Origin of the sequence: Rubripirellula amarantea (genome assembly GCF_007859865.1) — a bacterium.
In the GTDB taxonomy this organism is placed as follows: Bacteria; Planctomycetota; Planctomycetia; order Pirellulales; family Pirellulaceae; genus Rubripirellula; species Rubripirellula amarantea.
Genome location: NZ_SJPI01000001.1, coordinates 547,908 through 571,380, shown reverse-complemented (window position 1 = coordinate 571,380; position 23,473 = coordinate 547,908). Strand labels below are relative to the sequence as shown.

The window sequence follows — 23,473 nt, the reverse complement described above, 5'->3', positions numbered from 1 at the left end:
GGTGTGACGTGCAACCTAGGGCAGCAATTCGTTAACGGTCCGCTCAATTTTTCGTCCTGAAAAATCAATCACGCGAGCTTTGCTTTCCTGATCAAACACGACCACGCAGGGCAAGGAAACGACTCCAAATTGAGCTGCCGCCGGATTACCGCTGGATTGTTCTGCTGATGACTCCGCCCGAAAATGAGGGAAATCCAGTTTGTTTTTCTCAGCGAACGCTTGCACTTCGCTCGCATCGGAATCCAGATTCATACCGACAATGACCACGTCATCCGGGTAGTCATCTTGGATCTTTCGCAGCATCGGCACGATCTGCAGCGATTGCGGAAAGTCCATGGTCCAGAATGGCATCAGAACAATCTTGCCGCGAAACCGTTCCATTGACAGTCCGTCGCTATTGATCGACGGCAGCGAAAATTCAAACGGCGTTCCGATTGCCTTGTTCCGAGCATCTCGGGCTTCTAATGCTAATTGGACTTCACTGAAGGTTGCTGATTCCTTGTCAGTGAATCGTTCCTCGAGAACGTCATAGGTGGCAGTCGCGAGTGCTTCCAACTCCCTTGATTCAAGGTCGAGCGCTGAACCGGCAAGGTACTGAACGGTTTGCAAGTCGGCCGATTCATCGACTAGTTTTTCAGCCGACTCGGTCCATTGGTCAAGCGATACAGCCTTGTCTTCATGAATGTTGTTCATCAATTGGTTGATGCCATCGAAGCGAACATTGCCTGCGAGTTGCGATGCCATTTTTGCGATCTGAGCATCCGAGGAATCAGCATAAAGGTCGATGATGGTGTCGCGTACAATTTTGGCTTCGTTGTCGTGGCCATAGTTGGCTAGGACTTGGCGAGCTTGGCCCATAACCATCATCGCAGGCACGTCCGTATTTGCCGAGTCGCGTGATAGATCGCGGACAAGTGACACGATTTGGTTCGGAGCATCGTCAACGCCATTTTGCAAGTCTTCGATGGCGAACCCAATCAACACAAGACGGCTGTCGGACATCAATTTCGAGTTGCCAGATTGGATGTTGGTTTCCGCAAGGTCGCGAAGTTCGTCGGCGGCTTTTAGGTCACCTAAAGCAGCAAGGTGCGATAAAGCTTGCAGTTGGCCTCGCTTGCCTTCGTCTTGCAATGTTTCCGATAGCGATTCGTCTTCGGCGAGGCGTCGAGAAGCCTCGCGTTTCATTTTGATAATCTGGATCAGTGTCTTGCGAGCTTCGCGAGGGTCCGAAATTCCCGATCCGCCCGAGGCGATCGTCTGCATGTCCTTGTCCGCTTGCGCTAAGAACTCGATCAACTCTTCCGGTGTGAGGTCTTGTTTGAGTCCTGTTCCAGGCGAGTCGCCGGTTGGGTCAGTGGTAGCGAGGGGAAATAACTCTGGATTCGAATCGGGTTGACCCGGTGCTGAACCCATGGGGCTGGATTGCTGAGCCACCGCTTCATTGGACGCGAGTTGGCTATCGGGAGCCGAGACATTGCCCAAGCCTGCAAGAGAGCCGCTCCCAGAGTCCGCCCGGCCCGAGTCCGCTTGGCTAGATCCTAAACGCGGGTAGTTGCTTGGATCGGCAAGCGGGGAGTTGCCCGACGGTGGCATCCCGGCGGTGATCGGTGGTAATTGTGTTTCGTCGGGAAGAGGCGGGAGGTCGGAATCGTCGTCGGGCTGAGTGATCGTCGACGATTGCAATGCGGACGAAGCTTCCTCGGGCGATGACTGACTGCACCCCATCATGAGTGCACTCGCGCAAGCAAGGAAAACTGAGATCGTGATAGTCAGCGAGCGTGGGCGAATGGCAATCATGGATACAGCGACGGGGATGAAATTTGCGGTGACAATCTGGATGGTGAATGGTACGGCTCATTCTATGGCAAAGATATCGGAAAGCGAGCAGCTTGTCGCTTCCGAGATGAGCTGCCCCAAGTGGGTATTCCGGTCTCGGAAAACCTAGCACCAAAGATGCAAAGAAAGTTTCACGACCGTTTCACAGCAGAAGGTCTGATTCTCGCATCAGATTGTTCGATCTCGATCTTGCCACGGTCGGGTCGTATCTCGGATATTGCTCAATTCCCCTATCCACCCGCACACCACCCTACCCCGTTTCTGTTGTGACCCAAATCGACCGCTACATATTGACGCTCTTTCTTCGGACAGTCGTCATCTGTTTCTGCTCGATCGCCGGCGTCTTCATTGTCTTTTCTGCTTTCACGAGCATGGACGACTTCGTCAAGCTCGGGCAAAGCGAGGGAGGATTGGTGAAGGTGATGGCGCGGTACTACGGTCCCTTCATGTTGTTGATGTTCGATTGGACCGGTGCCATCATCGCCATGATGGCGTTCTTGTTCACCGTGGGATGGTTGCGTCGTACGGGTGAGCTTACTTCGACGTTGGCCGCGGGCATCTCGCACGGGCGTTTGCTGCGTCCGATGATCGTGGCGTCGTTATTGATCGTCGGTGCTCAAATGGTCAATCGCGAATTCGTGTTGCCTCAGTACCGTGATGCTTTGTCGATGAAGGCCAAGGACATCAATCCCACGATGGAACAGGACGTCAAGGCGAAGTACGACAAGGTCAATCGTGTTCTGATCGACGGGACTTCGATGATCGCGAGCAACGGTACCCTTCAAGAGCCCAACTTTCGACTCGATGGAAACCTTGTCGGGTTTGGCGACATGATTTTGGCTAAGGAAGCGAAATGGATGGAAGCATCCCCTACTCTGCCCTCGGGGTTTCTCCTGAACCGGGTTCGTCGTCCTGAGCAGATCGATACTTTAGCATCGGCGTTCTGGCAAAAACGTCCTGTATTATTGACATCGCATGACCAAGACTGGCTTCAACCCGGCCAGTGTTTTCTCGCAACGAGCGTTTCACCAGATCTTTTGCAAGCCAGCGAATCGGCAACGCGACGCGCGTCCATTCCCGAGTTGGTGGCCCAGGTTCGCAATCCTGCCGTGCACAGCAGCATGGGATTGCAGGTGCTATTGCACGAACGAATCGTTCGGCCACCACTGGATTTTGCCTTGATCATGTTGGCATTGCCGATGGTGGTGAATCGAAAAGGCCGCAATTTGTTTGTCATGATCGGAGCCGCAATGGTGACGGTGATGGGATTCTTCTTAGTCAAAACCGTTGCCTCGATGATCGGAAGCGGCGGCTATATGATTTCGCCCGGTATGGCTGCTTGGGTTCCGTTGATAGTATTTGGCCCGATAGCCTACGTTCGACTCCGAGAAGTGCAGTTGGTATGACGCCTCACGATGTTTCAGTCATCATTCCCACGTTGAATGAAGCATCGAACCTCGCAGCAGCAGTCGAGTCGGCGAAACAAGCCGGTGCGGGCGAGGTCATTGTCAGCGATGGTGGCAGCTCGGATGCCACGCTCGAGATCGCTCGTGTGGCCGGCGTCGATAAGCTTGTGAGATCATTTCCCGGTCGAGGGACGCAGCTCGCCAGCGGACTCCGCGTGGCTGATCGAGACGTAGTGTTGCTTCTGCACGCCGATAATCGTCTCGGTGTGGATGCGCTAAACCAAATTTGTCAGTGCGGTGACTTTCTGTGGGGTGCGTTCGAACAGCGCATCGACTCCTCGCGAACGATCTATCGCTGGGTCGAACGTGGCAACAATGCTAGGGTGCGCTATCGTTCGGTGGCCTTTGGTGACCAAGCCATCTTTGCCAACCGTAGCCTGCTGAAGAAGTACGGTGGAATCGCCGAGGTACCTTTGATGGAAGACGTGGAATTATCAACGCGTCTTCGCAAGATCGACAAGCCAAGGCTCTTACCGGGGCCCGTTACGATCAGCGATCGGCGATGGCGACAAAACGGGGTGGTCCGACAAACGCTTCATAATTGGTCGTTGCAAGTTCGGTTCGCCCTGGGGGCATCACCCGAAACGCTCGCCAAGAGCTATCGGTCATAGTCGGTGTGCTTGGGACCGCTGAGGTTCTAGGCTTCAGTTGGCTCGTGGGTGAGCCTTCTCGTAGACCTGACGCAGGTTGGCCGCGCTGACGTGCGTGTAGATCTGCGTCGTTGCTAAGCTCTTGTGACCCAACAGTTCCTGAACACTTCGAATGTCGGCACCTCGGTCAAGCAGGTGCGTGGCAAAGCTGTGACGAAGCGTATGAGGGCTTGTTCGCGAATCGAGTTGGGCAAGCCCGATGTATTTCTCGAGCATCCGCCCGATGCTTCGCGTGGTAAGAATTTTGCCAAAGCGATTGACGAACACTGGCGCTTGTCGACCTTTGGCCTCGACCTTGGGGTCCCTCACACGATTGGCGGCATACTTTTTGATCGCGCGAATTGCAAATGACCCGAGTGGGCTAATGCGTTCTTTGCGTCCCTTTCCGCGGACTCGGACTATCTGTTCATCGTAGTCCACGTCGCCATCTTGCATTCCGACTAGCTCGCTGACCCGCAAACCGGCCGAGTACATTGTTTCCAAGATTGCGCGGTCACGAAGACCCGCTTTGTCGTTCGCCGGTGGTGCGATCAGTAATCGACCCACTTCGTCGTTGGTCAACACGTGCGGAAGTTTGCGTTGCCGCCGCGGATTGCGAAGTGGTTTTGCAGGATTCGTCGAAGCGATTCCCTGACGCATTGCAAAGCGATAAAAGCTCCGCAAACTGGCGAGTTTTCTTGAAATCGTCGTTCGGGCGTAACCGGCCTGCTGCAACGCGGCCTGGTAAGCTCGCAGGTCCTGGGGCGTCAGCGCATCTGGCTTGGGAATGCTGCCCCGTGTCGCTTCGAGCCATTCGGTCAAACCGAACAGGTCTTCTCGGTACGCCTTGATCGTCAGATCCGACGCGTTGCGCTCGGTTGCCAAGAACGTTAGGAATTGAGGAATAGATCGGCGCATGAGATGTCTCGTCAGACCGCATCCATGCATTGATAGAAAGATATCAAACCGCTTCCATCCCTGTCCGCGGTCGTTGCTCTTGCCGTTAGTTGAAGTCGTCGATCGAAAGGCTATCAAACTCTTCGCTCGCCAAGAAATCATCTTCTGACGGAACCGCATCGCGAATCTTGCGGCTCAGCATTGCAGCGTCGTACCAAGAGAAATCAAGTTCGGGATCGGCTGCAAAGCGAGCAAGCTGACGGAGCGTCTCATCACGGTTCTCGTCGTCAAAAAGAAAGATGAATCGTTCTTCACCTTTGACGAGCGCGAGAACATTGACCTCTTTGTCGAATTCGCCCATTTCCGTTTACTAGCCTGATATGAGAGAGCAACTAACTGACTTGATTGGCATGACCGCGCCAAGTTGACGCCGTTGCATGCATGGGGTCGAGCCACAAGGTGCTCGCCTGAAATCAGTATCGGCTAAGCGGCCAACGAAGAATGAACTCGCTTTGCTCCTTACCGCCTCGAGATTCCAACATCTCGGTGATATGCAAGTGACAACAGAAACTAACGAAATCATCGGAACGTTTGAGGTAACCCTGCCAACCGTTCGAACGTGCGTCGTCGCCCGTTTCTACGTAGTCAGCAAGCCGTCCCGTAAAGTAAGGATCGTCACCTCGATAGATTCGAGTATGCGATAGCACCGGTTTTCGGTTGGTGATGGCTACCGGTGCAACTGGGCTTGGTGGATCGGGAATCAAGTCCGTTGGATCAGGCCACGCAGGCGGTAGCGGAGCTTCAAAGTCTTCGATGTATCCGCTTTCCTGATGCGACCCGTCGTAAACGACGTTGTCATCGTAAAAGACATCACCCTCGATTGCGGCGGAACCGAATGATGGATCGTTCAACATGATCTGCTCGCCCTGCAGTTCCATCGGGTTCAATGACGACGCGTTCGGTGCTTGCAAAGCCAAAGTGCCCGAGGTTTGACTTACGCTACTAGGGTCTGCGTTGACTTGTTCGATTGGATTGACGCTCTCGGGTGAAACGGGAGTTTGAGTGGCAAGTTGACTGCGTGCCAATTCGAACTCTGCCTCACGAACGATCTGTCGCGGAATTTGTTTTTCTTGTTTGGTGCCCCATGGCAAGCCATACCCGGCGGGAATCGGGTGAAAGCCTTCGTTAGCAGCGTACCAGTGAACGGTCATTGCCATGCGAGGTGGGTAATAGGCTTGGAAGTCAGTGACGGAGCCCACAACGATTGCCTCGACGCCCATTTGACGAGCAAGGTTTTGGAAGTCGACGCCTGTTCGGGGCTCGCCATAGTGAACGCTGTAAGCAAGCCATTGCGCTTTGGCAACACCTAGCGGCAAGACCTCAAAGCCGGGCACCGCTTGCAACGCCGCGTAGTACTTCTCGGCCACCATATCGACATCAACCGTGGGCTCGCTGCTTTGGTTGTAGAACGGCAGCACCGCGACTCGCTTGAGTTGCGGAAAAGGATTGTGCAAAACATCCCGATGCCTGGATTCGGGAAAGAGCGAGCAGCCAACCTGAGTCGTCACGAGAACCGCGACGAATAGGCACATCACCAGACGGAGTTTGGTGAGCAAGTTCAACAATATTGGCGAGTTGGGTTTCACGCGGATGTCCCGTTTGGATCGTCAGCGCGCAACGTCTCCGCCCCCGTTAGGCCTATCGGCATCCCATGTCGTCTAACTTTGACCTAACCGGGGATTATTTGCCGATTTTGTGCATTGGCTTTCAACGGGCTGGTTCCTAAGCCGCGGGGCTGTACCCGAAGCAATTGAAATGGGGTTCAAGTTGCCCCCCCGTTCTAATCGCTTTTTAACGCCTCAATCGAGCACTCAAGCGTCCCACAAGCATCGAGAAAATGGCTAAACTACGCACAGGCAACCCGGCACCGCTTGGTTGCTTAGGCCGCTGCGACAACTGCCCCTGTCGCAGCGGCCGGTTTTTTGCGCCCCGTTCTGTACCAAGACCGTCTTCATCGAGGCGACGTGTCACTGGCGAGCCTGTCGATTCTTTTCAAGACAGGCCGATCGCATTGCATCAACAATTGTCCAGCCAGAAGTGGAACTGCGAGTCTGAGCGACCTGCAGTCCGGACAATTGCAGCATCGGCATACGCCGGTGAGCCAAGGCTGTTGAGCCATACGCCGGTGAGCCAAGGCTGGTGAGCCATACGCCGGTGAGCCATACGCCGGTGAGCCATGGGTTGGTGCACCATCAAGCATCAGCTATCGCGGTGAACGGCTCTAGAAAAAACATTTCCAGGAAGCGAGACGACCGCCGATTCGCATTTGAACCACGCCAACGGTGAACTCAGGTCACCACCCGTCAATCTCGCATTGGGCTATAGAAAGCCAGAAAAATTCAAAGAGGCGACGGTGGGATTCGAACCCACGAATAAAGGATTTGCAATCCTTCGCCTTAGCCACTTGGCCACGTCGCCTTGGTGATTCACGCAAGTTAGGGAAACCATTCCGAACAGTCAAGATCGGTGAAACGAAGTGTTTCGATGGGTTTGCCTGAATACGAGGTTGATATCGGCCTGTATTGGGCAAACCTTCACCTCTGATTGGAAGTTTTTCTTGCGAATCATTCCTGGCGGTTGTTGAAGGAGACCTAATTCGCGTCACAAAAGTGATCGAAAATAAGCAATTAGTACGTGCCTAATTCACGTCTCTCAACGCCTGAGAGAAGCTGGTTAAGTGCAGTTCGCAATTCGCGAACTTTAAGTGGCAACGCCAGCATCTTGCGGTTGGGCCCTCGCCGCGCGGCACCGATGATGTGGGATTGACGCCGATCCACCAGCAAAATGGTCGGGATCGAACTGGTGTGGTCATCCGATGCAAACTGGTTAAACGCCTCGACGGCCAAATTGCCAAGTTCTGATGCACCGAAAATAACGCAATCGGCTGGTGCCTCCTCTTGGGCACTAAAGCGATCGAGAGCCCGGTTAGGGTTGGAAATCACGAGCACCCGATAACCGCGAGACTTCAAGCGTTCGCGAATGGCGTTCTGCAGTCCGGGCTTAGACTCAACGAGCATGACGACGTAGCCCTCGCCTTCATTGGTTGGGTCTTCGTCATCATCTTGGTGATCGGCCATCGGAAGGTTGTAAGGTTGATCCCCCGTTCCGCTCTTACCCTCTTCCAGGATTTTAATCGCCTTCTTGACCTCGGCTTGCAGCGCCGCGGCAGACTGAATTCGCTTTTCGGGATTAAATGCCATCGCGCGCTGAACCAAATGATTCGCAATCCCGGGCACATCAGGAACGCGTTCGTGCAGCGGTGGAATTTCTTGGAACCGGCTTACATTAAGGCGAGCCAAACGGTCGCGAGTTTCGGTAAGTGCTGGCGTACCGGCAATCATGTGATAAAGCATGTTGCCAGCAAAATAAACGTCGCTGCGTGGGTCATCCTTGCGAACGCCTGTACCGCGTTCCAACGCTGCATAGTCGATCGCTCTAGCGTTCGGGCAATCCGCCATCTTTTCCGGGTTGTTGCGGTCGGTGAGTGCTGCCAACCCAAAGTCCACCAGCTTGGCTTTGCCGTCGGATGACACCAGAACGTTGGAAAGCTTCAGGTCACGGTGAGCAATCCCCAACGACGCCGCGTACGCGAGTCCTGATGCGATTTCGTACATCAGGCGGAGTGCTAGATCGGCGGGTAACTTGCCGCGCACCTTGACGAGCTCTCGAAGTGTCTGGCCCTCGACAAACTCCATCACCAAGAACGGATTGTGAACGTCGGGAACCACTTCCAAAATGCTAACGATATTGGGATGTCGCAATCGTAATCCCATGCGTCCTTCGCGAAGGAACTGTTCCAGCTCTTTGATTTCATCGCGAAAGCGTTTGCGAAGCACCTTGATGGCGTAGACTTCGCCACCGAACTTTTCGGCGCGATAGACTCGCGCGAATGTACCCGCACCGATCAGGTACAAGACTTTATAGTCACCGTAGAAATACCCGTGACGATCGCCTTTAAGAATTTTGTCGGTCTGCAGCGTGGTGACGATCCCCTGCCGCTGCATTGCCTTGACCACGTCTTGAAGCGTGTGGTCACCTGCTCCCATTTCTCCATAGGCACGGTTCACCACAGACCGCTCAGCGAGCCCGAGGTCAGCAATTCGCTGTACAAAATTTTGAGCGGTGATGTCCGTCATGGAAAAAAGCGTTGCGGTGCCGGAGACAAGAATTACTGCTGAATTGTACACAGTAGATTGCCGCACCGTGCCCCTGAAAGACTGACGAAAACGCGTGGAATACGTTCGCTTTGGGGGGTCGGGATCGATTATGCAGGCGAAATCGCCGCCTCCGTCCCCGAAGTTCTACTCCGAGTCTGCCACGGCGGTGGCATCGGAGCATTCTGGACTCGGGGGCAGACAGGCCGCGGGCTGATACCTGACGCGGAATCAACCGCTACTTCATCAATCGTTCGAGTGTCTCGATGGCGGACTTGGCCTCGTCGATTCCGCCGATCTCGTCGACCCACTTCTTCGCTTTGATAAGTGAGTCAACTGAAATGGTGGCTCCGGAATCCGTCTTGCGCGGACGGCCGACCGCACCTGCGACTTGCTTGTTCTTGGAGCCCTTCGGTCGACCTCTGCGGCCGACCTTAGTCTTGCGTTTCGCAGTCGATAAAACGGTACTGACAAACCCTGCGTTGAGGTCAAAGCCCTGCTCAGTAAGCTTCTGGGCTATCTCAGAAGGCATTGCCGTGGGGTTGGCTGCTTTATAGTCGCGAATTGCTTGAGACTTATTTCCGCCGGCAGCTTTTTTCTTTGCCATAGTATTTACCGAGTTTGATGTTCAAAGATGCATAGACAACGCTTGGGTCTTCGCCCCCAAAAAGAGCCAGCGTTACTCTATGACACGAATGCATTGTGTCAAGCATTCTCACATCCGGCCAACGACATCAACGCCTAGCAGACTTAAGCCGAGTTGTAGTACTCGTCCCGACAAAGTAACTAGCGCCAATCTTGTAGCTTGAATCGCTTCGGTTTCAGCCTTCAGTACGTGGCAGTTGTCGTTAAATCGAGAGTAATTGCGAGCTGTATCAAGCAAATACTCTACTAAAACATTGGGGGCATAATCTTTGTGAACCGTCAGTAGTGCCTCTTCTAATCGAAGCAAACTCACGGCCAAAGTCCGTTCCGCAGGGTGAGTAAATGTTATGCCATGAGCCTGTACCATCTCATAAACGTCGGATTCAAGTTTTTCCGCACGAGTCAAAATGGCTTGAGTTCGAGCATAAGAATACTGAACGTAGGTGGACGTGTTTCCTTCCAGCGCGATCATTTTATCCAAGCTGAACTTATAGTCGCTGGTACGGTGGTGGCTCAGGTCCGCAAACTTGATTGCACCTATACCAACCGTCTCGGCCACCATTTCTTGTTCGGCAGCGTCCATGGGAGGGTCGAAGTTCTTCAAACGCTCGGGATCGCATACCACTTGCCGGGCTCGTTCCACGGCATCGTCAAGCAGGCCTTCGAGCCCAATTAGTGTTCCACTACGAGTCTTCATTGGGCGACCGTCTTCGCCGAGCACCGTACCGAAATTGACGTGGACGAGTTTGACATCCTTGAGGCCGAATTCGTGGGCGACGGCAAAGATCTTGTCAAAATGTTCGCTTTGGCGAGTGTCAACGACATACAAAATTTCGGTCGGCTTAAACTCGTTTTGACGATAGCGAAGCGTTGCCAAGTCGGTTGTTGCATAAAGATAGGCACCGTCTTGTTTGCGAACGATCATGGGGGCGTCAAAGGCATCCAGAAAAACGCAAACGGCTCCATCACTGGTGGACGCCAATCCTTTGGCCTCGAGTTCCGAGACCACGACACCCAGCATCTTGTGATAGAAGCTCTCGCCTAACGTGTGATCAAACGTGACGCCCAAACGGTCATAGACTCGATTGATCTCGTCTTTGCAGTTCGGCAGGAATTCCTCCCACAACTTTAAGTTCTCTTCATCTCCGCGATGCAATTTTGCCGTTTCTTCAAGCACTGCTTTATCAATATCGGCATGCTTAATCGCTTCGGCGTTTGCTTGCGGGTCCTGCTCGACAGCGTCAATTTTGGCTTGTGTGTCGCTGAGTTCTGACTGCAACGAACCAATCTTTCGCTCGGCCCCAGCAAGCGACTTTTTGTGTTTCTTTTCTGCTTTAGGGTCACTTGAAATATCAGTCGATTGCAACTGAGCAAGTTCTTCCTTGGCGGACTCGATTTCAGAGGTTAACTGAGGGATTCGCTTCTTCGCTTTACAGAACTCGATTAATGAATTGACTTTACGATAAAGCTTTGCGAGTTCGGGCACCGGGTCAGCAGCAACAGCTTTAGGGTCACCGAAATGTTTGTACCCGTAGATGATGATCCCGAATTGAGTTCCCCAGTCGCCAAGATGATTATCGGTAATCGTGTTGTAGCCGAGGAAATTCAAAACGCGTGCTAACGAGTCACCAATAACAGTGCTGCGAATGTGCCCCACATGCATGGGCTTGGCAACGTTGGGGGACGAAAAGTCGATCACGATTGTGTCGTTCGACTTGCGTTTGGGAACACCGCAGCGGGCATCGCCAATCAACTTAGTGATTTCAGCCGCGATGAAATCATCTTTTAGTTTTAGGTTAATAAACCCAGGGCCAGCGATTTCCGGTGGTTCGCACACATCCGCAACGTCAACGGCACCCACCACTTCGCCCGCAACGTCACGTGGCGGTTTGCCAAGTTCCTTGGATAGCGGCATGGCTAGATTGACTTGGAAGTCTCCGTGATTGGGATCCGATGTCGACCGGATCATGGAGGCGTACTTCTCAGGCGTTGACGTCATTGATTCGAGCGCGTTCTCGAATCGTTTCTGCATCAAGTGCGGGATGTGCATGGATGGTACTGGCCCAATGTTAGGGTTGGGGTGGGAGTGGGGGGCAGTGGTGTGAGAGATCATCGCGTCGACGAACGACCACTCATTCCATCGTCAAGCGACTACTCGTCTTGATCGGGATCGCCGTAACCTGCGGGAATCGTTAAGCCAAGCTCTTCCAACGAAATCGGTTTGCCGTCAGCCCACAAGGATTCTAGGTCGTAGTAGTCCCGAGTTTCGTCATCAAACAAGTGAACAACGACGCTGCCGTAATCCAAAACAATCCACCTGCTCTCGGCATAGCCTTCGATCCCCAGTCGTTGATCGCCCAAGCCTTTTTGCAGGACGTCATCAATCTGCTCGCTGATTGCATGCAGTTGCCGACGGCTTGTTCCCGTGGCCAAGACAAAAAAGTCAAACTCAGCGGATTGGGCGCAGACATCGATGACCATGACGTCCTTGCCGTTGTTGTCCAGTGCGACCTGAGCGGCAGCGGCGGCAAGTTTCCGACCATGTTCGACTCCATGCGGGCGAATCGCACGCGAGGATGCCACCATCGGATTAGCATCTTTGGCTTGGGAATCTGCGTCAGACGAGGATTCAGGTGGGTCAGGTTGAGTGGTTTCCACAATATCGCTGGAAGTTTGAAGGGAAGTTGAGCGGCAACGATAGAGCCAGCCATGATTCACCGTTGAGCTTGTCAGATCGCACAGTCTAGTGAAATTATGAGTTCTGTCACTCAGCTAAGCCGCTAGACAACCGACTATCGTTTTGACAAAACCATCGTCGAAACCGCCAACCTTCGGGTTTGCCCTTCATTTTCCAGACAAACTCCAACCCAACGAGGCATTTCATGGCTGATTGGATCGAACCCGGCACGAAAGCGCCCGCCTTTACACTGACCAGTGACAGCGGAGAAAAGGTTCGCCTGAGTGACCTGAAGGGGAATCCAGTGGTGCTTTACTTCTACCCCCGGGACGACACGCCAGGCTGTACGAAGGAGGCATGTGCCTTTCGAGATCAGTACAAACAATTGCAGAAGCTAGGCGTGCAGCTTTTCGGAATCAGCGCCGACAGCGTCGAAAGTCACGTCAAGTTCAAAGAAAAGTACTCGCTGCCGTTTGACCTATTAGTCGACGATAAGCACACAATGAGCGAAAAGTACGGTGCTTATCGAGAGAAGAACATGTACGGCAAAAAGTCGATGGGCATTCAGCGGTCCACGTACTTAATTGATGCCCAAGGCAAGGTCGTCCATGTTTGGAAACGCGTCAAAGTCGACGGTCACGACCAGCAAATTATCGATGCCGTAAAGAAGCTTTCGGATCAATAGGTTACCGATCACGCCACGCTGGTACCGCCACGCTGGGTACCGCCACGGATGGAGGTGTGAACGCAGATGTGAACGCGAAAGAGTCTGTCAAAAGAGGTCCCGGATGACCGGGCCTCTTCTCTTCTTTGTCCGGCCTTATTGGCCTGAGCCCCATGCCTTATTTCTTCTTAGGGCGTTTGCGTTTGTTCGGGCGATCGAATTCGGGTTCCGGAGGCGAGATCTGGTTTCGAATGCGGTCAGCCAGTGACCCCGTTTCAGCCTTTTTCTCGGTGGGCTTAGCGGAACCCTCAATCAATGTACTGTCGAAGTGGCTGGTCTTAGGCAGCGTCTTCTTGACGAGTACCCGTTCGCAGATGCCCCATAAACTGCTGGTAATGAAGTACAAGCACAGTCCCGCTGGGACTCGGAAGAATAGCAATCCCATCCCCAGCGTCATGAAGTTCATCATCTTCTGAGTCATCGCTGTCTGCTCGTCCGTTGCCGGTGGCATGAACAGTTTTTGTTGAAGCAGGAACAACCCGACCACAATCACAGGCAGGATATTGAAGTAGGGACCAAGCCAACCGGTGCCACGACCCGACATGTACTCAAATAGCCAATCACCCCAATAACTAAACATGTCGGGGCCCGCCAAGTTGGATGCCCAATCGATACCGGGAATAAACGGCTGTTGACGCAATTCAATGTCGACCGAAAGAGCTCGGTACAAGCCAATGAAAATTGGCAACTGCAAGAACATCGGTAAGCAACCAGCCATGGGATTGAACCCGACTCGCTTTTGTAGCTCTCGCTGAGCCTTCATTCGAGCTTCAAGATCGTCCTTGTGTTTCTCGGTGATCTTCTTCAACTCGGGTGCAAGCTCTTGCATCTTCTGGGCGTTCACTGCGGCTTTGCGCGAAAGCGGGAACATGCAGCCCCGAACGATCACAGTCAGCAAAATGATGGCGACGCCGTAATTACCAAAGATGCCAGCAAGAATGTGCAGCAATTTACCGAGCAGAATCGAAAATCCGCCAAACCAACCATAGTAAATGGTGTCGCCTAACCCGTACTTTTCGAGCAATTCAGGACGTTTGGGGCCCGCAAACATCTGTAAGTTTTGGCGAAGGGAACCGCCTGCGGGAATCGCTGTGGTGGCACTGTCGACAAAGAAGGTTGAGTTGACTGCGCGATCTTTGTACTTGGGAATCTCTTCGGCGTCGGCAACGATACCGGCCGCCGCACGTGCAAAGGAGGTTGTCGACGCTTGGTCCGTCGGCGGAATGTAAGCAACGGTGAAGTACTGAGCGTCGACTCCAATGTAGGCAAGACTTTTAGAAGCCTCGCTGCTATCTGGTGCAAAGATCGTTTGATACGGAGACTTCGGTTCGCTACGAGCCTCCTTTAACAACGCATAGCCGCTGACCAATTCATGACCATCAGAAGCGGTTTTGTAAACGATGTCGCGAGCAGCCGCACCGGAGGTGAAGTGCGGGCTAATTTTGTTGCTGTACCACCAACCTTCCAGCGTGATACCGTTGGCACCTTCAAGTCGGTAAGCGAGGTCTTGCTCTTCCTTGCCTTTGTTGACGATCTCTAGGTCCATGTCGACGACGTATGACCCAGGGCTAACCGCGTAAGATCTTTTCAGCAGAATGGGTTCGCCGCCAATTTGTTTCATCTCGGCGGCCGACAACGGCAACTCGTAGCCAACTAAGTTCTGGTTGCCTTCTTCACCACTGGATTTCGATTCCCAAATCATTTGAGTGGGATCAACATCGCGGGCGATTGGCGCATTGTTCGGGGCGATGCTTTTGCGATTGACCTGCGCAAGGGTTAGAAGACATGAAAGGCGAGACAGATTACCTTCGATTTTGTCGATGCCACCGTCGTCTGCCAAACGCACCAAATCGAGAGGGTGCTCCGTCAGGGTCGCGGTTAGTTCTACGGGATTGGTAGAGTCACCGCGAACAACACTGACGACAACCTGTTTGCTGGGTTTGGATTCTAACAAAGCGTTGTCAAGCGACTCTCGGTCGCGGACAGGTTGGCCATCAATTGACACGATGACATCGCCAACTTGGATACCCGCCAACGCTGCGGGAGTACCGGGACCTACGACTCGGACCCTTACGCCATCAATGTCGGATGCCGGTTCGGCGGACAGGTAGCCAAGGTAGCCGTGACGAACATCGACGCGGCGGTACTTCAGCTTATCGGGTCGGTTTTCTTCTCGCTCGGTGATCTCGATTCGTTCGATGCCCGCGCCGCGGCTGTTGAGCGTGATCAGCATGAAGTAGCCCGACGTCGGGTCCATCGATCCTAGAGTGGTCCACTCAGGCTCGGTTGGCCGTTTGACTTCTGTTTCTTCGCCACCCTCGGCCTCGTCGGAAGCCGATTCGTCGTTCTCAACGCCCAAATCTGCTAAAGCGGCGGGCTCGTCGACTTCATTCTGGACCTGGGCAGGGTTATCCAGAGCGGGGTCCACCGGTGGTGCAAACATCGTCCTCAGGGAGATGTAGACCATGAAAAACGCCGTCGAAGCGATGAAAAAGGTAAGCAGACGACGTTCCACGAGAAAATCCGAATCAGGGGAAATAAAAGGTTGGGCGACAGCCGGATGCGGCTAGAAAGAGTCCCGAAGAATTACAAACGGACGGTTATTCTGTCCGTCAGGTCGATTCTTGGGAAGCCGAAAGACTCCACCAACAAAAATCGGCGTCCAGAGGACGCCGATTCGTGAGGATTAGGGGCTGTAGCGGATGCTTACCGCTTGGGACGCGAAGCAACTTCCAAAGGAGAAATCACTCCCATGTAGCTCATCAGGTCACTAATCTCTTCGAGCGACAGGTCGTCCAGCAGGCCACTTGGCATGATGCTGCTGGTGCTCGGCAGAATTTGGTCGACCTCGGATTCGTTGACAATTGTCACGCTATTGTTGGCGTCACGAATTTCGATCGACTCGGCGTCACGCTGGCTAACCATGCCCATCAGGACGCGGCCATCAAGCGTCAGCACCTTCTTGCTGGCGTATTGATCGCTGACGACGTGGGCAGGATAGAGGATCGATTCGAGGATCTCACGTTTGCTGAAACGCTTCGCCAAGCTAGTCAATGATGGTCCAATTGATTGACCATCGTCTTGGAACCGGTGGCAATTGGCACATTGAGCTTTCGTGTAGACCAACTTGCCATGATTGGGGTCGCCAAACTTGCCGTTGTCACTGTCCAAATAGGTGACCAGTTGGTCAAAGTCCCAACGCGAATCGTTGGCTTTGGGCAACTCAGCCGCTGGACGATCGGGATAGGTTTTGGCGTACCATTTCTGCCAAGGCTTCATTGATTTCTTTACACCTTCGGGGCGTTGCATGCCGGTCCAGTGTTCGAGCAGCTTTTCGACGTTTTCGAAGTTGCCCTTTTCGTTCTCGGACCGAAGTCCCAGCAAAATCAATTGGCGTAGTGCCATCGGGTCGTCGGTTGCAATCGGAACACCCTGAAGTGCTTTGATAACTTCCCCGGATGTGTCTTCGTCAAGCACGCTGAGCGTACGGACAAGATAGTCCCAGTTTTCGCCGTCGGGTTTTTGCGCAAGAGCCATCGCGATGACGCTGCGACGTTCCGGTTCATCTCGCCATAGCTTACGTAGGTACTCGCCAGACTTTTTGTCAGAGGCTGTTGCCAACATCGCGATGATTCCCGTGCGAAGTCTTCGCTGAAGGTCGCCAGCCCGAGGGTCCGCAACTAATTGGCGGTCGAGCGAACGAAGCGTGTCAGCAGTGGTGTCGTCGATCGGCCGTGGCAATTTGTAGATCGCAGCCAAAGCCGCGTTTCGCCAGACGGCTCCTTGTTCCAAGATTGCCTTGACGTCTTCATCGGATAGCGATTGTGCGAAGTCCCGCGTCGTCGCCATCAAGTACATCGAGAGCGCTCCGGCAGTCGATGCGTTGGCTGTGTTCTCGTAGTACTTGAGGATTTCAAAACGTTGTTGAGCCGTCCAGTCATGAGAGATGAATTGCAAACACATCGCTACCAACGTACGGTCGACCGACGGATTCGATTCGTCGTTGATGTAGTCAAGTGCTCGTTCAGCAACGCTGTCGGCTTGCAAGTAGGCACACAAACGAATCACTTCGTGGTTCATGCGATGATCGCCAGCCGGAAATTCCTCGGCGATGATATCGCGAAGTCGAGTGACCTTCGCAGGATCAATCTTTCCACGATGAAGTGCGACTTGGCATAAACGAAGCGTATCAACAAAGTCGGCATCGCTTAGGAAATCGCCCATCAACTCGCTCGCACGGGTGAGCACTTCCAAGCATGTTTTTTCACTTGGGTCGGCGTTTATCAAAGCCAGCATTCCAACCACGCTCATCCGAGTGTCTGCGGTGGCCAGTACCTCGCCTCGCCATAGCGGCGTCGGGATTCGTTCGAGAACGCGGCGTCCCACAAAGGCTAAGGTGCGATCATCTTCGGACAACAGTGGTAGAACAGCATCCGCATTCTTAGGAATTTGGTTGCTGCGAAGCATCGCTTCACAGGCTGCTCGTCGGACCGCTGCATCGCTATCGGCAAGCATCTCGACCAAGCGATCGGCGGTGTCATCGCCGGGGTGCAATCCCATCATTCGAGCGGCGCGACCGCGAACAGCTTCGCTTGGCGCTTGGCTAAGTTCCAGGATTAAGTCTTCGCTCGGCACTGGGCCAAACAACTGCATCAGATCCATTGCGCGAGTTCGATAGTGCGACGGGTTATCGTTGCTGTAGGCGACTCCGGCGACTAATTGGCCCCACTTATCGCCAAGATCCCGTTTGACCGATGCGATCTCCTGACGCGCCCAAGCTGATTCAAGTTGAGGTTGTCGGATTGCGGCGGCGATTCCGACGCCAAGGTTCTTCATGCGATCGGGGATGTCGCCTTTGTAGACCACTCGATAGACACCGCCGGCGGTACCGCGTCCGCCGGTGCAGAAATACATCGCTCCATCGGGTCCGACTTCTAAATCGGTCACGTTAAGCGGTTGTCCCTTCAGAAACACTTCGCTGTCGGCAACATATCCGCTGCCGCCACGCTTCAGACGAACGTTCAGGATGCGACCTTCTGACCAATCGGCCAGGAACATTGAATTGTGATACCGGACCGGGAACATGTAGTGCTCATAACAAACCGCGCCCGTGGGGCTGCCTCGGCCAGTGTCAAGCAAGTTTGGCAATCGGTCGAAGTAGTACTCTGGCCACTTCGCCCATCCTGGACGCCAGCCGAATTCGCCGGCCTCCGTGACATCGAACAATGCCGTCGGACGGAACCAAGCGGTATCAACATCGGCTTCCATGTCGGCATCATGAATGAACATTCCGCCGCCTGGGTGGAAAACCAAGTCATAGGCATTGCGAAGTCCACCGGCGACTTTTTCAACCACCGATCCATCCACGTTGGTACGAATGACGGTACCACCGGGGGCTTTGACGCCAAGTCCGTGACCAGAGGGATCCTCGTAACGAGGCAATAAATCGCCCTCGTAATAGTCTTTGAGTGTTTCACCGGGACCAGATTCAGCATCGGCTTGGACATAACTACCCAGCACGACGTAAATCATTCCGTCAGGACCTAACCGCAGACCGTGGGCACCATGTTCGCCGGGCTTGCCCTTAAACTTGACGATCGCTTTGACCTTTTCGAGCGTTCCGTTACGGTCGCCATCGGTCAATCGGTACAGCGCGCTGCCTTCGGGGCCTTCGCCGGTGACAAACACTTCGCCGTTAAGGGCCAAAATGCCTTGGCATGAAGTGACCTTGTCGCAGTACGTGCGGACTTGTTCGGGGACGCCATCTTCGTCTTTGTCAAACACTAGAAGCAGCGGGCCGCCTTCTTGCGAAACGATCAGGTGTCCAAACTCGTTGAACGCCATCGCCAGCACACTCCCGACTTTCTCGTCGTCGAGAACGCGTTGAACGCCGAAGCCTTTTTGGATTTGGAAGCGTTCCTTTTGTTCGGATTGGGTTTCTGCGACAACCGTTTCCTCTTGGTCCCAAGGCGCCGTTTCGCCGAGCTTGCCAAAGGACGACGCTTCGCCCCATAGTTGGTCGTTGAAGACAACGGTTTCCCACATCGGATGGTCTTCAGTGCTCGTTCGCCAGGAAGCGTCACTGCTGAACGTGTACCATTTCTCTTGGCCGTTGGGTTTGACCGAAACACGAGCGGCCAAAGCAGCCGTTTTTCCTCGCGTATTAATCGCTTTGACCGCGATTACGTTGCGTCCGACTTCGAGCAAGTCAGTGACGTCGTATTCTTGAATTTCTTTGGACGATTTACCGCGGCCGATCATCCGTTCGTTGACATACAACTCGTATTCGTCGTCGGCGGTGATTTCGATCCGACCTTCCGCAGCCACCCGCAAGTTGACCAGTTTTCGGAAGTAAACGGTTTCGCCTTCGGGAGCAGCTTGCGAAATGGTCCGTCCGTTTGCCCAAATCCATTGGGCTTCCGCAGCCCAGGTGGCCTGAGAAGACGAGCAAATCGCAGCTAAGCCGAGCGCAAAAAAGCAGACACGAGCTGGGGAGGAACCGAAGATTCGGAACAGTGGGTGATAGCCTTCCATGGCACAATCGATCGTGGTGGGGGGATCGGTAACGCAGGTTTTCCGCGTATAGTTTCACGAGTGCTTGGCAGATTAAGGACAACCGGCCCAACAATGCAAGATTGATCTGGCGGCTTCGCAAAGCGCCGGGATGCTAGCCCGATCGTGTTATCCGGTCCAACGCAGCATAAAATGCGATTTCGATTCGGCGGTAACGGTGATTCCGGCCTAAGCGGGGATTGGCCCCAGGGGTGCAGTCAGCGAACTGGCAATTAGCTAATTGGCAGTCAGCGATCTGGCATCATGCCCTAGTGGTCAGGAATATAGTGGTCGGGGCATAATGGGGTGCCAGGAACGGCTGTGTTCTCGGTCGCTGGTTTTAGTAGTTCTTTTGCGTGGTTATGAGGCAGTTCGATGAAGTGGCAAGGTCGACGTCAGAGTGAAAATATCGAGGATCGCCGAGGCGCTTCGGGTCGAATGGTTGCCGGCGGAGGGATCGGGATCGTGATTCTGGCCCTTATCATTGGATTGCTGGGTGGCGATCCCCGCCAACTGCTGCAGCAAGCTCGCCAACAGCAGCCCGCGCCAGCTCAACAGGGCGCGGGAGCAGAATTGTCGGAACAGGATCGTATGCGTGGCGAATTTGTTGCCACGGTCCTTGCCGATACCGAAGAGGTTTGGACCGATGTTTTTGCTCAGAACAATCGGCAGTACAAAAAGCCGAAGTTGCAATTGTTCTCGGGACAAACTCAGTCAGCGTGCGGGGCAGCCACCGCCGCGGCCGGTCCGTTCTATTGCCCCGCGGACCAAAAAGTTTACTTAGACACCGCGTTCTTTGACCAACTCGCTCAACAACTTGGTGCACCGGGCGATTTCGCTCAGGCATACGTTGTGGCTCACGAGGTCGGACACCATGTCCAAAACCTGTTAGGACAAACGGACAAAGCAGATCAAGTTCGAAGGACGCGACCCGAAGCCGAATACAACCAATATTCAGTCCGGCTAGAACTTCAAGCCGACTTCTACGCTGGCATGATGTTTCATCACGCGCAGAAACGTTGGAGCATCCTTGAGCCCGGCGATATCGAAGAAGGTCTGCGTGCGGCATCCGCGATCGGTGATGACACGCTCCAGAAACGTAGTCGTGGACACGCCAATCAGGAAAGCTTCACTCATGGAACCAGCGAGCAACGTGTGCGGTGGTTCATGAAGGGATTGCAAACCGGTGATCCTAGCCAAGGCGATACGTTTAGCGCCCAGCAGTTGTAAATGGGATCGCACACTCTGCTAACTCACTCTGCTGACTCGTTACCGGTCGAAAACAACTCAGGCGACGTTTGTTCCACGGTGTTGTTTCAATGTTCCACGGTGCTGTTTCAAATCGGGCGGCCAAGCTAAGCTGATCTGATCTACATCGTCACGGCGAAACAAACTTCGCAACGGTTGCGAGCGAGTTGCCGCACTTGAATGTTCTTTGCGCCCCATCCCCGGATCGTTCGTTCCCATTTCGGGATCCGATCCGCGTGGGTGTAATCGCCAAGCTTCATCGTTAGCAACAAACCCTGGAAGCTTGTTTGCTGATGCGTGACCAGGTTGCCAACGGTTACCAGAGTCTTATCGGGCGTGACGTTGGAATCCACCAATAACCACTTTGCACCTCGAAACACACGTCGCGGTAAGTCCCCTGCCCTGGCTTTGTAGTGCTGGTACTTAGGATGCTCGGCGATTCGTGGATCCATCTCGGCTGGGTCCACGCCAAGAACTCGCAAGCCAAGTTCTAGTAGGCGACCGCATGCTCCACCGGGAGCACTGCCGATCTCGACGGCCAAATCGCCAGCCTGCAAATCGAATCCACTCCAAGTGATCGCTTCGGCAGCCTTGTAGTAGGCTCGCGAAACGGGTTCGTACGCGGGGGAAATGGGCTGGACGGCACCCGGCCAACGAGTTGGCCATGTCGTTGCCGTATGAGTGCCGATGAACCAATGCGACGGTTCCACTAGCACCACGTCTAAGACCCGTTCGTCGGCTTCAGCGATTCGATTGGGACTGTCACATCGCAAGTGGTTTCCCTTGATCGCCGCGAAGACTTCGTCGGCAACCAGTTTCGTCACTTCATCGGGGCCCGGTTCAAAGTCAAAACGTCCAATCGGGGCCCGGTCTTTGGGCCAAACGTGAATCTGGTCAAACGGGCGAGATGCTAACGGCGAGCTTTTGAGAAGCTCGATTAGTGACTTGATCTGTTCTTGACCGTTTTCACTGCGGCATTGTCCGATCGACCTCGACGAGGTTCGGATGAATGTTCCGGTCGGTGGTTCGGGTGCCGCATCGTGCTTTCCGGTTACAAATCCGGGACGCGAAAACGCGAGACGCCACCCATCAGCGATCATTGATTCCTTGACAGCCAGTTCCGCACCAAAGGCGCAGCAGAGCATCGCAAATGTGGGCGAACCTTGTTCTAAATCAGCCATCAGTTTTTTATTTCTTTCATGCGATCAGATTCTGAATCGCGATATTTTTCGAGTCGTTCAGCGACGCCGGGAATCAGCTTAGCAGCGTTTTCGTGGTAAAGCTTTCGCAGCACATCGTCAGGCAAATCCACCCCGTAGATCTTCCAAAGACCCTGCGGTGGTGGCAGCTTCTCGCTGTAATCAAAATATTCGTCGTTGGTTTCAAAGAATCGCCAATAGATCCGCAATCGTTGTTCCGACCATGGGCCATCGGTGCCAAAGACCAGTCGATCGGCATAGCGGATCAAGAATTTGCGCGCGGTAAAGGGCTGGCGACCAAGTTCGGAAATGCGCGATGCGGGTTCGATATACAGGTTGGGATAACGTTCAAGCCACTCGCTGGCTTGTTCTAGGTCTTCCGAGCTATTGGCGATGTGGGCGCCGATGAAATTGGTTTCAGGATGCCGCCCAATGACGTCGTTTCGGGCCGCCAATAACGATTCGCGAGAAGGAAATTCATCGCCATAAAAGCTCCAATTGGGATGTCGCGACAATTCTTCGTATCGTTCGTTTTTCTCGTCCATCGGTTCAAAAAAGGCAACCGGATCGGCCGTGTGAATGATGACGGGGATCCCCGCTTCGCCGCAGGCTTTCCAGATTGGATCCCAGCGCCGATCGTTGATCTCAATCAAACTTCCGTCTGGGTTGCGATAACGAAGCCCGAAGCGTTTGAATATCTTTAAACCACTGGCTCCTTGAGCCACCGCTTCTTTGATTTCTGTGGCCGTTCGCTCGGCGAACCCCGGTCGATGGCAAGCCCAAGTCGCCGGATCGTCCGCCTCTCCATCGCCCATCCAGTTGACGTTTAAAAAGATCGCGAATCGGTCGCGATGCTTTCCCCAAAGAAATTGACGGTGGCGTTCCCATTGTCCGCCAAGTTGACCATCAAGTGAAATGCACATGGCGATGTTGTTGCGGTCCATCATCGCTACAAAATCGTCGATCGCTTCGGCACTGTCGTGGAACTTGTAGTGAAAGTGAGTATGCACATCGACGACCGGGAACTTGGCCGTCGTCATGATCGTTTCCGCGACGCGAAGCTTGCTTTCGGGACGAAAGTCCTTCAAAAGCATTCCGTCGCTAGGCGTTTTTGCCTGTGATCTTGCGGGTCTTTCGATCAGCTCATCAACCGATGCTGTGTTCGGTGTAATCGGCGATACTGTGTTCGGCACCGTCGGTGATTCCTGGGCTGAAATGGGCAACGCCAACAATCCACACAAGGTAAAAACCGTTGCGGTCAGCCTGTACCGTTGACCATGTAGAATTAGGAAGAGGGTAGAAATCAGAATCGCGAGCCGACCTGCGGTGTCGCCGATCGTAAGTCGTGTCACAATGATGGAGAGATATTTCATGAGCATTGATTGT

General features: G+C 53.8%; 16 protein-coding genes and 1 tRNA gene. 4 read left to right on the top strand and 13 right to left on the bottom strand.

What is annotated here, in order from left to right; genetic code table 11:
• Positions 1–15: 15 nt before the first annotated feature.
• Positions 16–1,797, bottom strand: a complete 1,782-nt coding sequence (locus tag Pla22_RS02110; protein WP_146513127.1) for a TlpA family protein disulfide reductase — start codon at positions 1,795–1,797, stop codon at positions 16–18.
• Positions 1,798–2,102: 305 nt separating this feature from the next.
• On the opposite strand from Pla22_RS02110, the gene Pla22_RS02105 reads away from it, so the two are divergent.
• Positions 2,103–3,242: an LptF/LptG family permease gene (locus Pla22_RS02105; protein ID WP_146513126.1), complete on the top strand. Its 1,140-nt coding sequence runs from the start codon at positions 2,103–2,105 to the stop codon at positions 3,240–3,242.
• The gene (locus Pla22_RS02100) at positions 3,239–3,913 is read left to right on the top strand and encodes a TIGR04283 family arsenosugar biosynthesis glycosyltransferase (RefSeq protein WP_146513125.1); all 675 of its coding nucleotides are present in this window, start codon (positions 3,239–3,241) and stop codon (positions 3,911–3,913) included. The genes Pla22_RS02105 and Pla22_RS02100 overlap by 4 nt, the downstream gene beginning before the upstream one ends.
• Positions 3,914–3,946: 33 nt before the next feature.
• On the opposite strand, the gene xerC is transcribed toward Pla22_RS02100, so the two are convergent.
• From xerC to rsfS, 8 genes are all read right to left on the bottom strand, one after another.
• Positions 3,947–4,849 carry a tyrosine recombinase XerC gene (xerC, locus tag Pla22_RS02095; protein WP_146513124.1) on the bottom strand — a complete coding sequence of 301 codons (903 nt, stop codon included), beginning with the start codon at positions 4,847–4,849 and terminating at the stop codon, positions 3,947–3,949.
• Between the two features lie 85 nt (positions 4,850–4,934).
• The gene (locus Pla22_RS02090) at positions 4,935–5,189 is read right to left on the bottom strand and encodes a hypothetical protein (protein WP_146513123.1); all 255 of its coding nucleotides are present in this window, start codon (positions 5,187–5,189) and stop codon (positions 4,935–4,937) included.
• Between the two features lie 112 nt (positions 5,190–5,301).
• Positions 5,302–6,420 carry a hypothetical protein gene (locus Pla22_RS02085; RefSeq protein ID WP_242632003.1) on the bottom strand — a complete coding sequence of 373 codons (1,119 nt, stop codon included), beginning with the start codon at positions 6,418–6,420 and terminating at the stop codon, positions 5,302–5,304.
• An 813-nt stretch (positions 6,421–7,233) separates the two neighbouring features.
• A tRNA-Cys gene (locus tag Pla22_RS02080) sits at positions 7,234–7,306 on the bottom strand.
• Positions 7,307–7,515: 209 nt separating this feature from the next.
• Positions 7,516–9,024, bottom strand: a complete 1,509-nt coding sequence (locus tag Pla22_RS02075) for a serine/threonine-protein kinase (RefSeq protein WP_146513121.1) — start codon at positions 9,022–9,024, stop codon at positions 7,516–7,518.
• A 256-nt stretch (positions 9,025–9,280) separates the two neighbouring features.
• On the bottom strand, positions 9,281–9,649 hold the full coding sequence (locus tag Pla22_RS02070) for a hypothetical protein (RefSeq protein WP_146513120.1): 369 nt from the start codon (positions 9,647–9,649) through the stop codon (positions 9,281–9,283).
• Positions 9,650–9,757: 108 nt separating this feature from the next.
• Positions 9,758–11,737, bottom strand: a complete 1,980-nt coding sequence (gene argS, locus Pla22_RS02065; RefSeq protein ID WP_146513119.1) for an arginine--tRNA ligase — start codon at positions 11,735–11,737, stop codon at positions 9,758–9,760.
• Between the two features lie 101 nt (positions 11,738–11,838).
• On the bottom strand, positions 11,839–12,345 hold the full coding sequence (rsfS, locus tag Pla22_RS02060) for a ribosome silencing factor (protein ID WP_242631743.1): 507 nt from the start codon (positions 12,343–12,345) through the stop codon (positions 11,839–11,841).
• Between the two features lie 224 nt (positions 12,346–12,569).
• On the opposite strand from rsfS, the gene bcp reads away from it, so the two are divergent.
• Entirely contained in the window at positions 12,570–13,049 is a 480-nt protein-coding gene (gene bcp, locus Pla22_RS02055; protein ID WP_146513118.1) for a thioredoxin-dependent thiol peroxidase, read from the top strand.
• A gap of 157 nt (positions 13,050–13,206) precedes the next feature.
• Here bcp and Pla22_RS02050 read toward each other — a convergent pair whose 3' ends face one another.
• Positions 13,207–15,603, bottom strand: coding sequence for a YidC/Oxa1 family insertase periplasmic-domain containing protein (locus Pla22_RS02050; RefSeq protein WP_146513117.1), 2,397 nt, complete (start codon positions 15,601–15,603; stop codon positions 13,207–13,209).
• Between the two features lie 191 nt (positions 15,604–15,794).
• Complete coding sequence (locus Pla22_RS02045; protein ID WP_146513116.1) at positions 15,795–19,622, bottom strand: HEAT repeat domain-containing protein; 3,828 nt, start codon at positions 19,620–19,622, stop codon at positions 15,795–15,797.
• A 393-nt stretch (positions 19,623–20,015) separates the two neighbouring features.
• On the opposite strand from Pla22_RS02045, the gene ypfJ reads away from it, so the two are divergent.
• Positions 20,016–20,870, top strand: coding sequence for a KPN_02809 family neutral zinc metallopeptidase (gene ypfJ / locus Pla22_RS02040; RefSeq protein ID WP_146513115.1), 855 nt, complete (start codon positions 20,016–20,018; stop codon positions 20,868–20,870).
• 140 nt (positions 20,871–21,010) lie between these two features.
• Here the strand turns inward: ypfJ and Pla22_RS02035 are convergent, their stop codons facing one another.
• Positions 21,011–22,069: a class I SAM-dependent methyltransferase gene (locus tag Pla22_RS02035; protein ID WP_146513114.1), complete on the bottom strand. Its 1,059-nt coding sequence runs from the start codon at positions 22,067–22,069 to the stop codon at positions 21,011–21,013.
• On the bottom strand, positions 22,069–23,460 hold the full coding sequence (locus Pla22_RS02030; protein ID WP_146513113.1) for an amidohydrolase family protein: 1,392 nt from the start codon (positions 23,458–23,460) through the stop codon (positions 22,069–22,071). The genes Pla22_RS02035 and Pla22_RS02030 overlap by 1 nt, the downstream gene beginning before the upstream one ends.
• Positions 23,461–23,473: the final 13 nt, after the last annotated feature.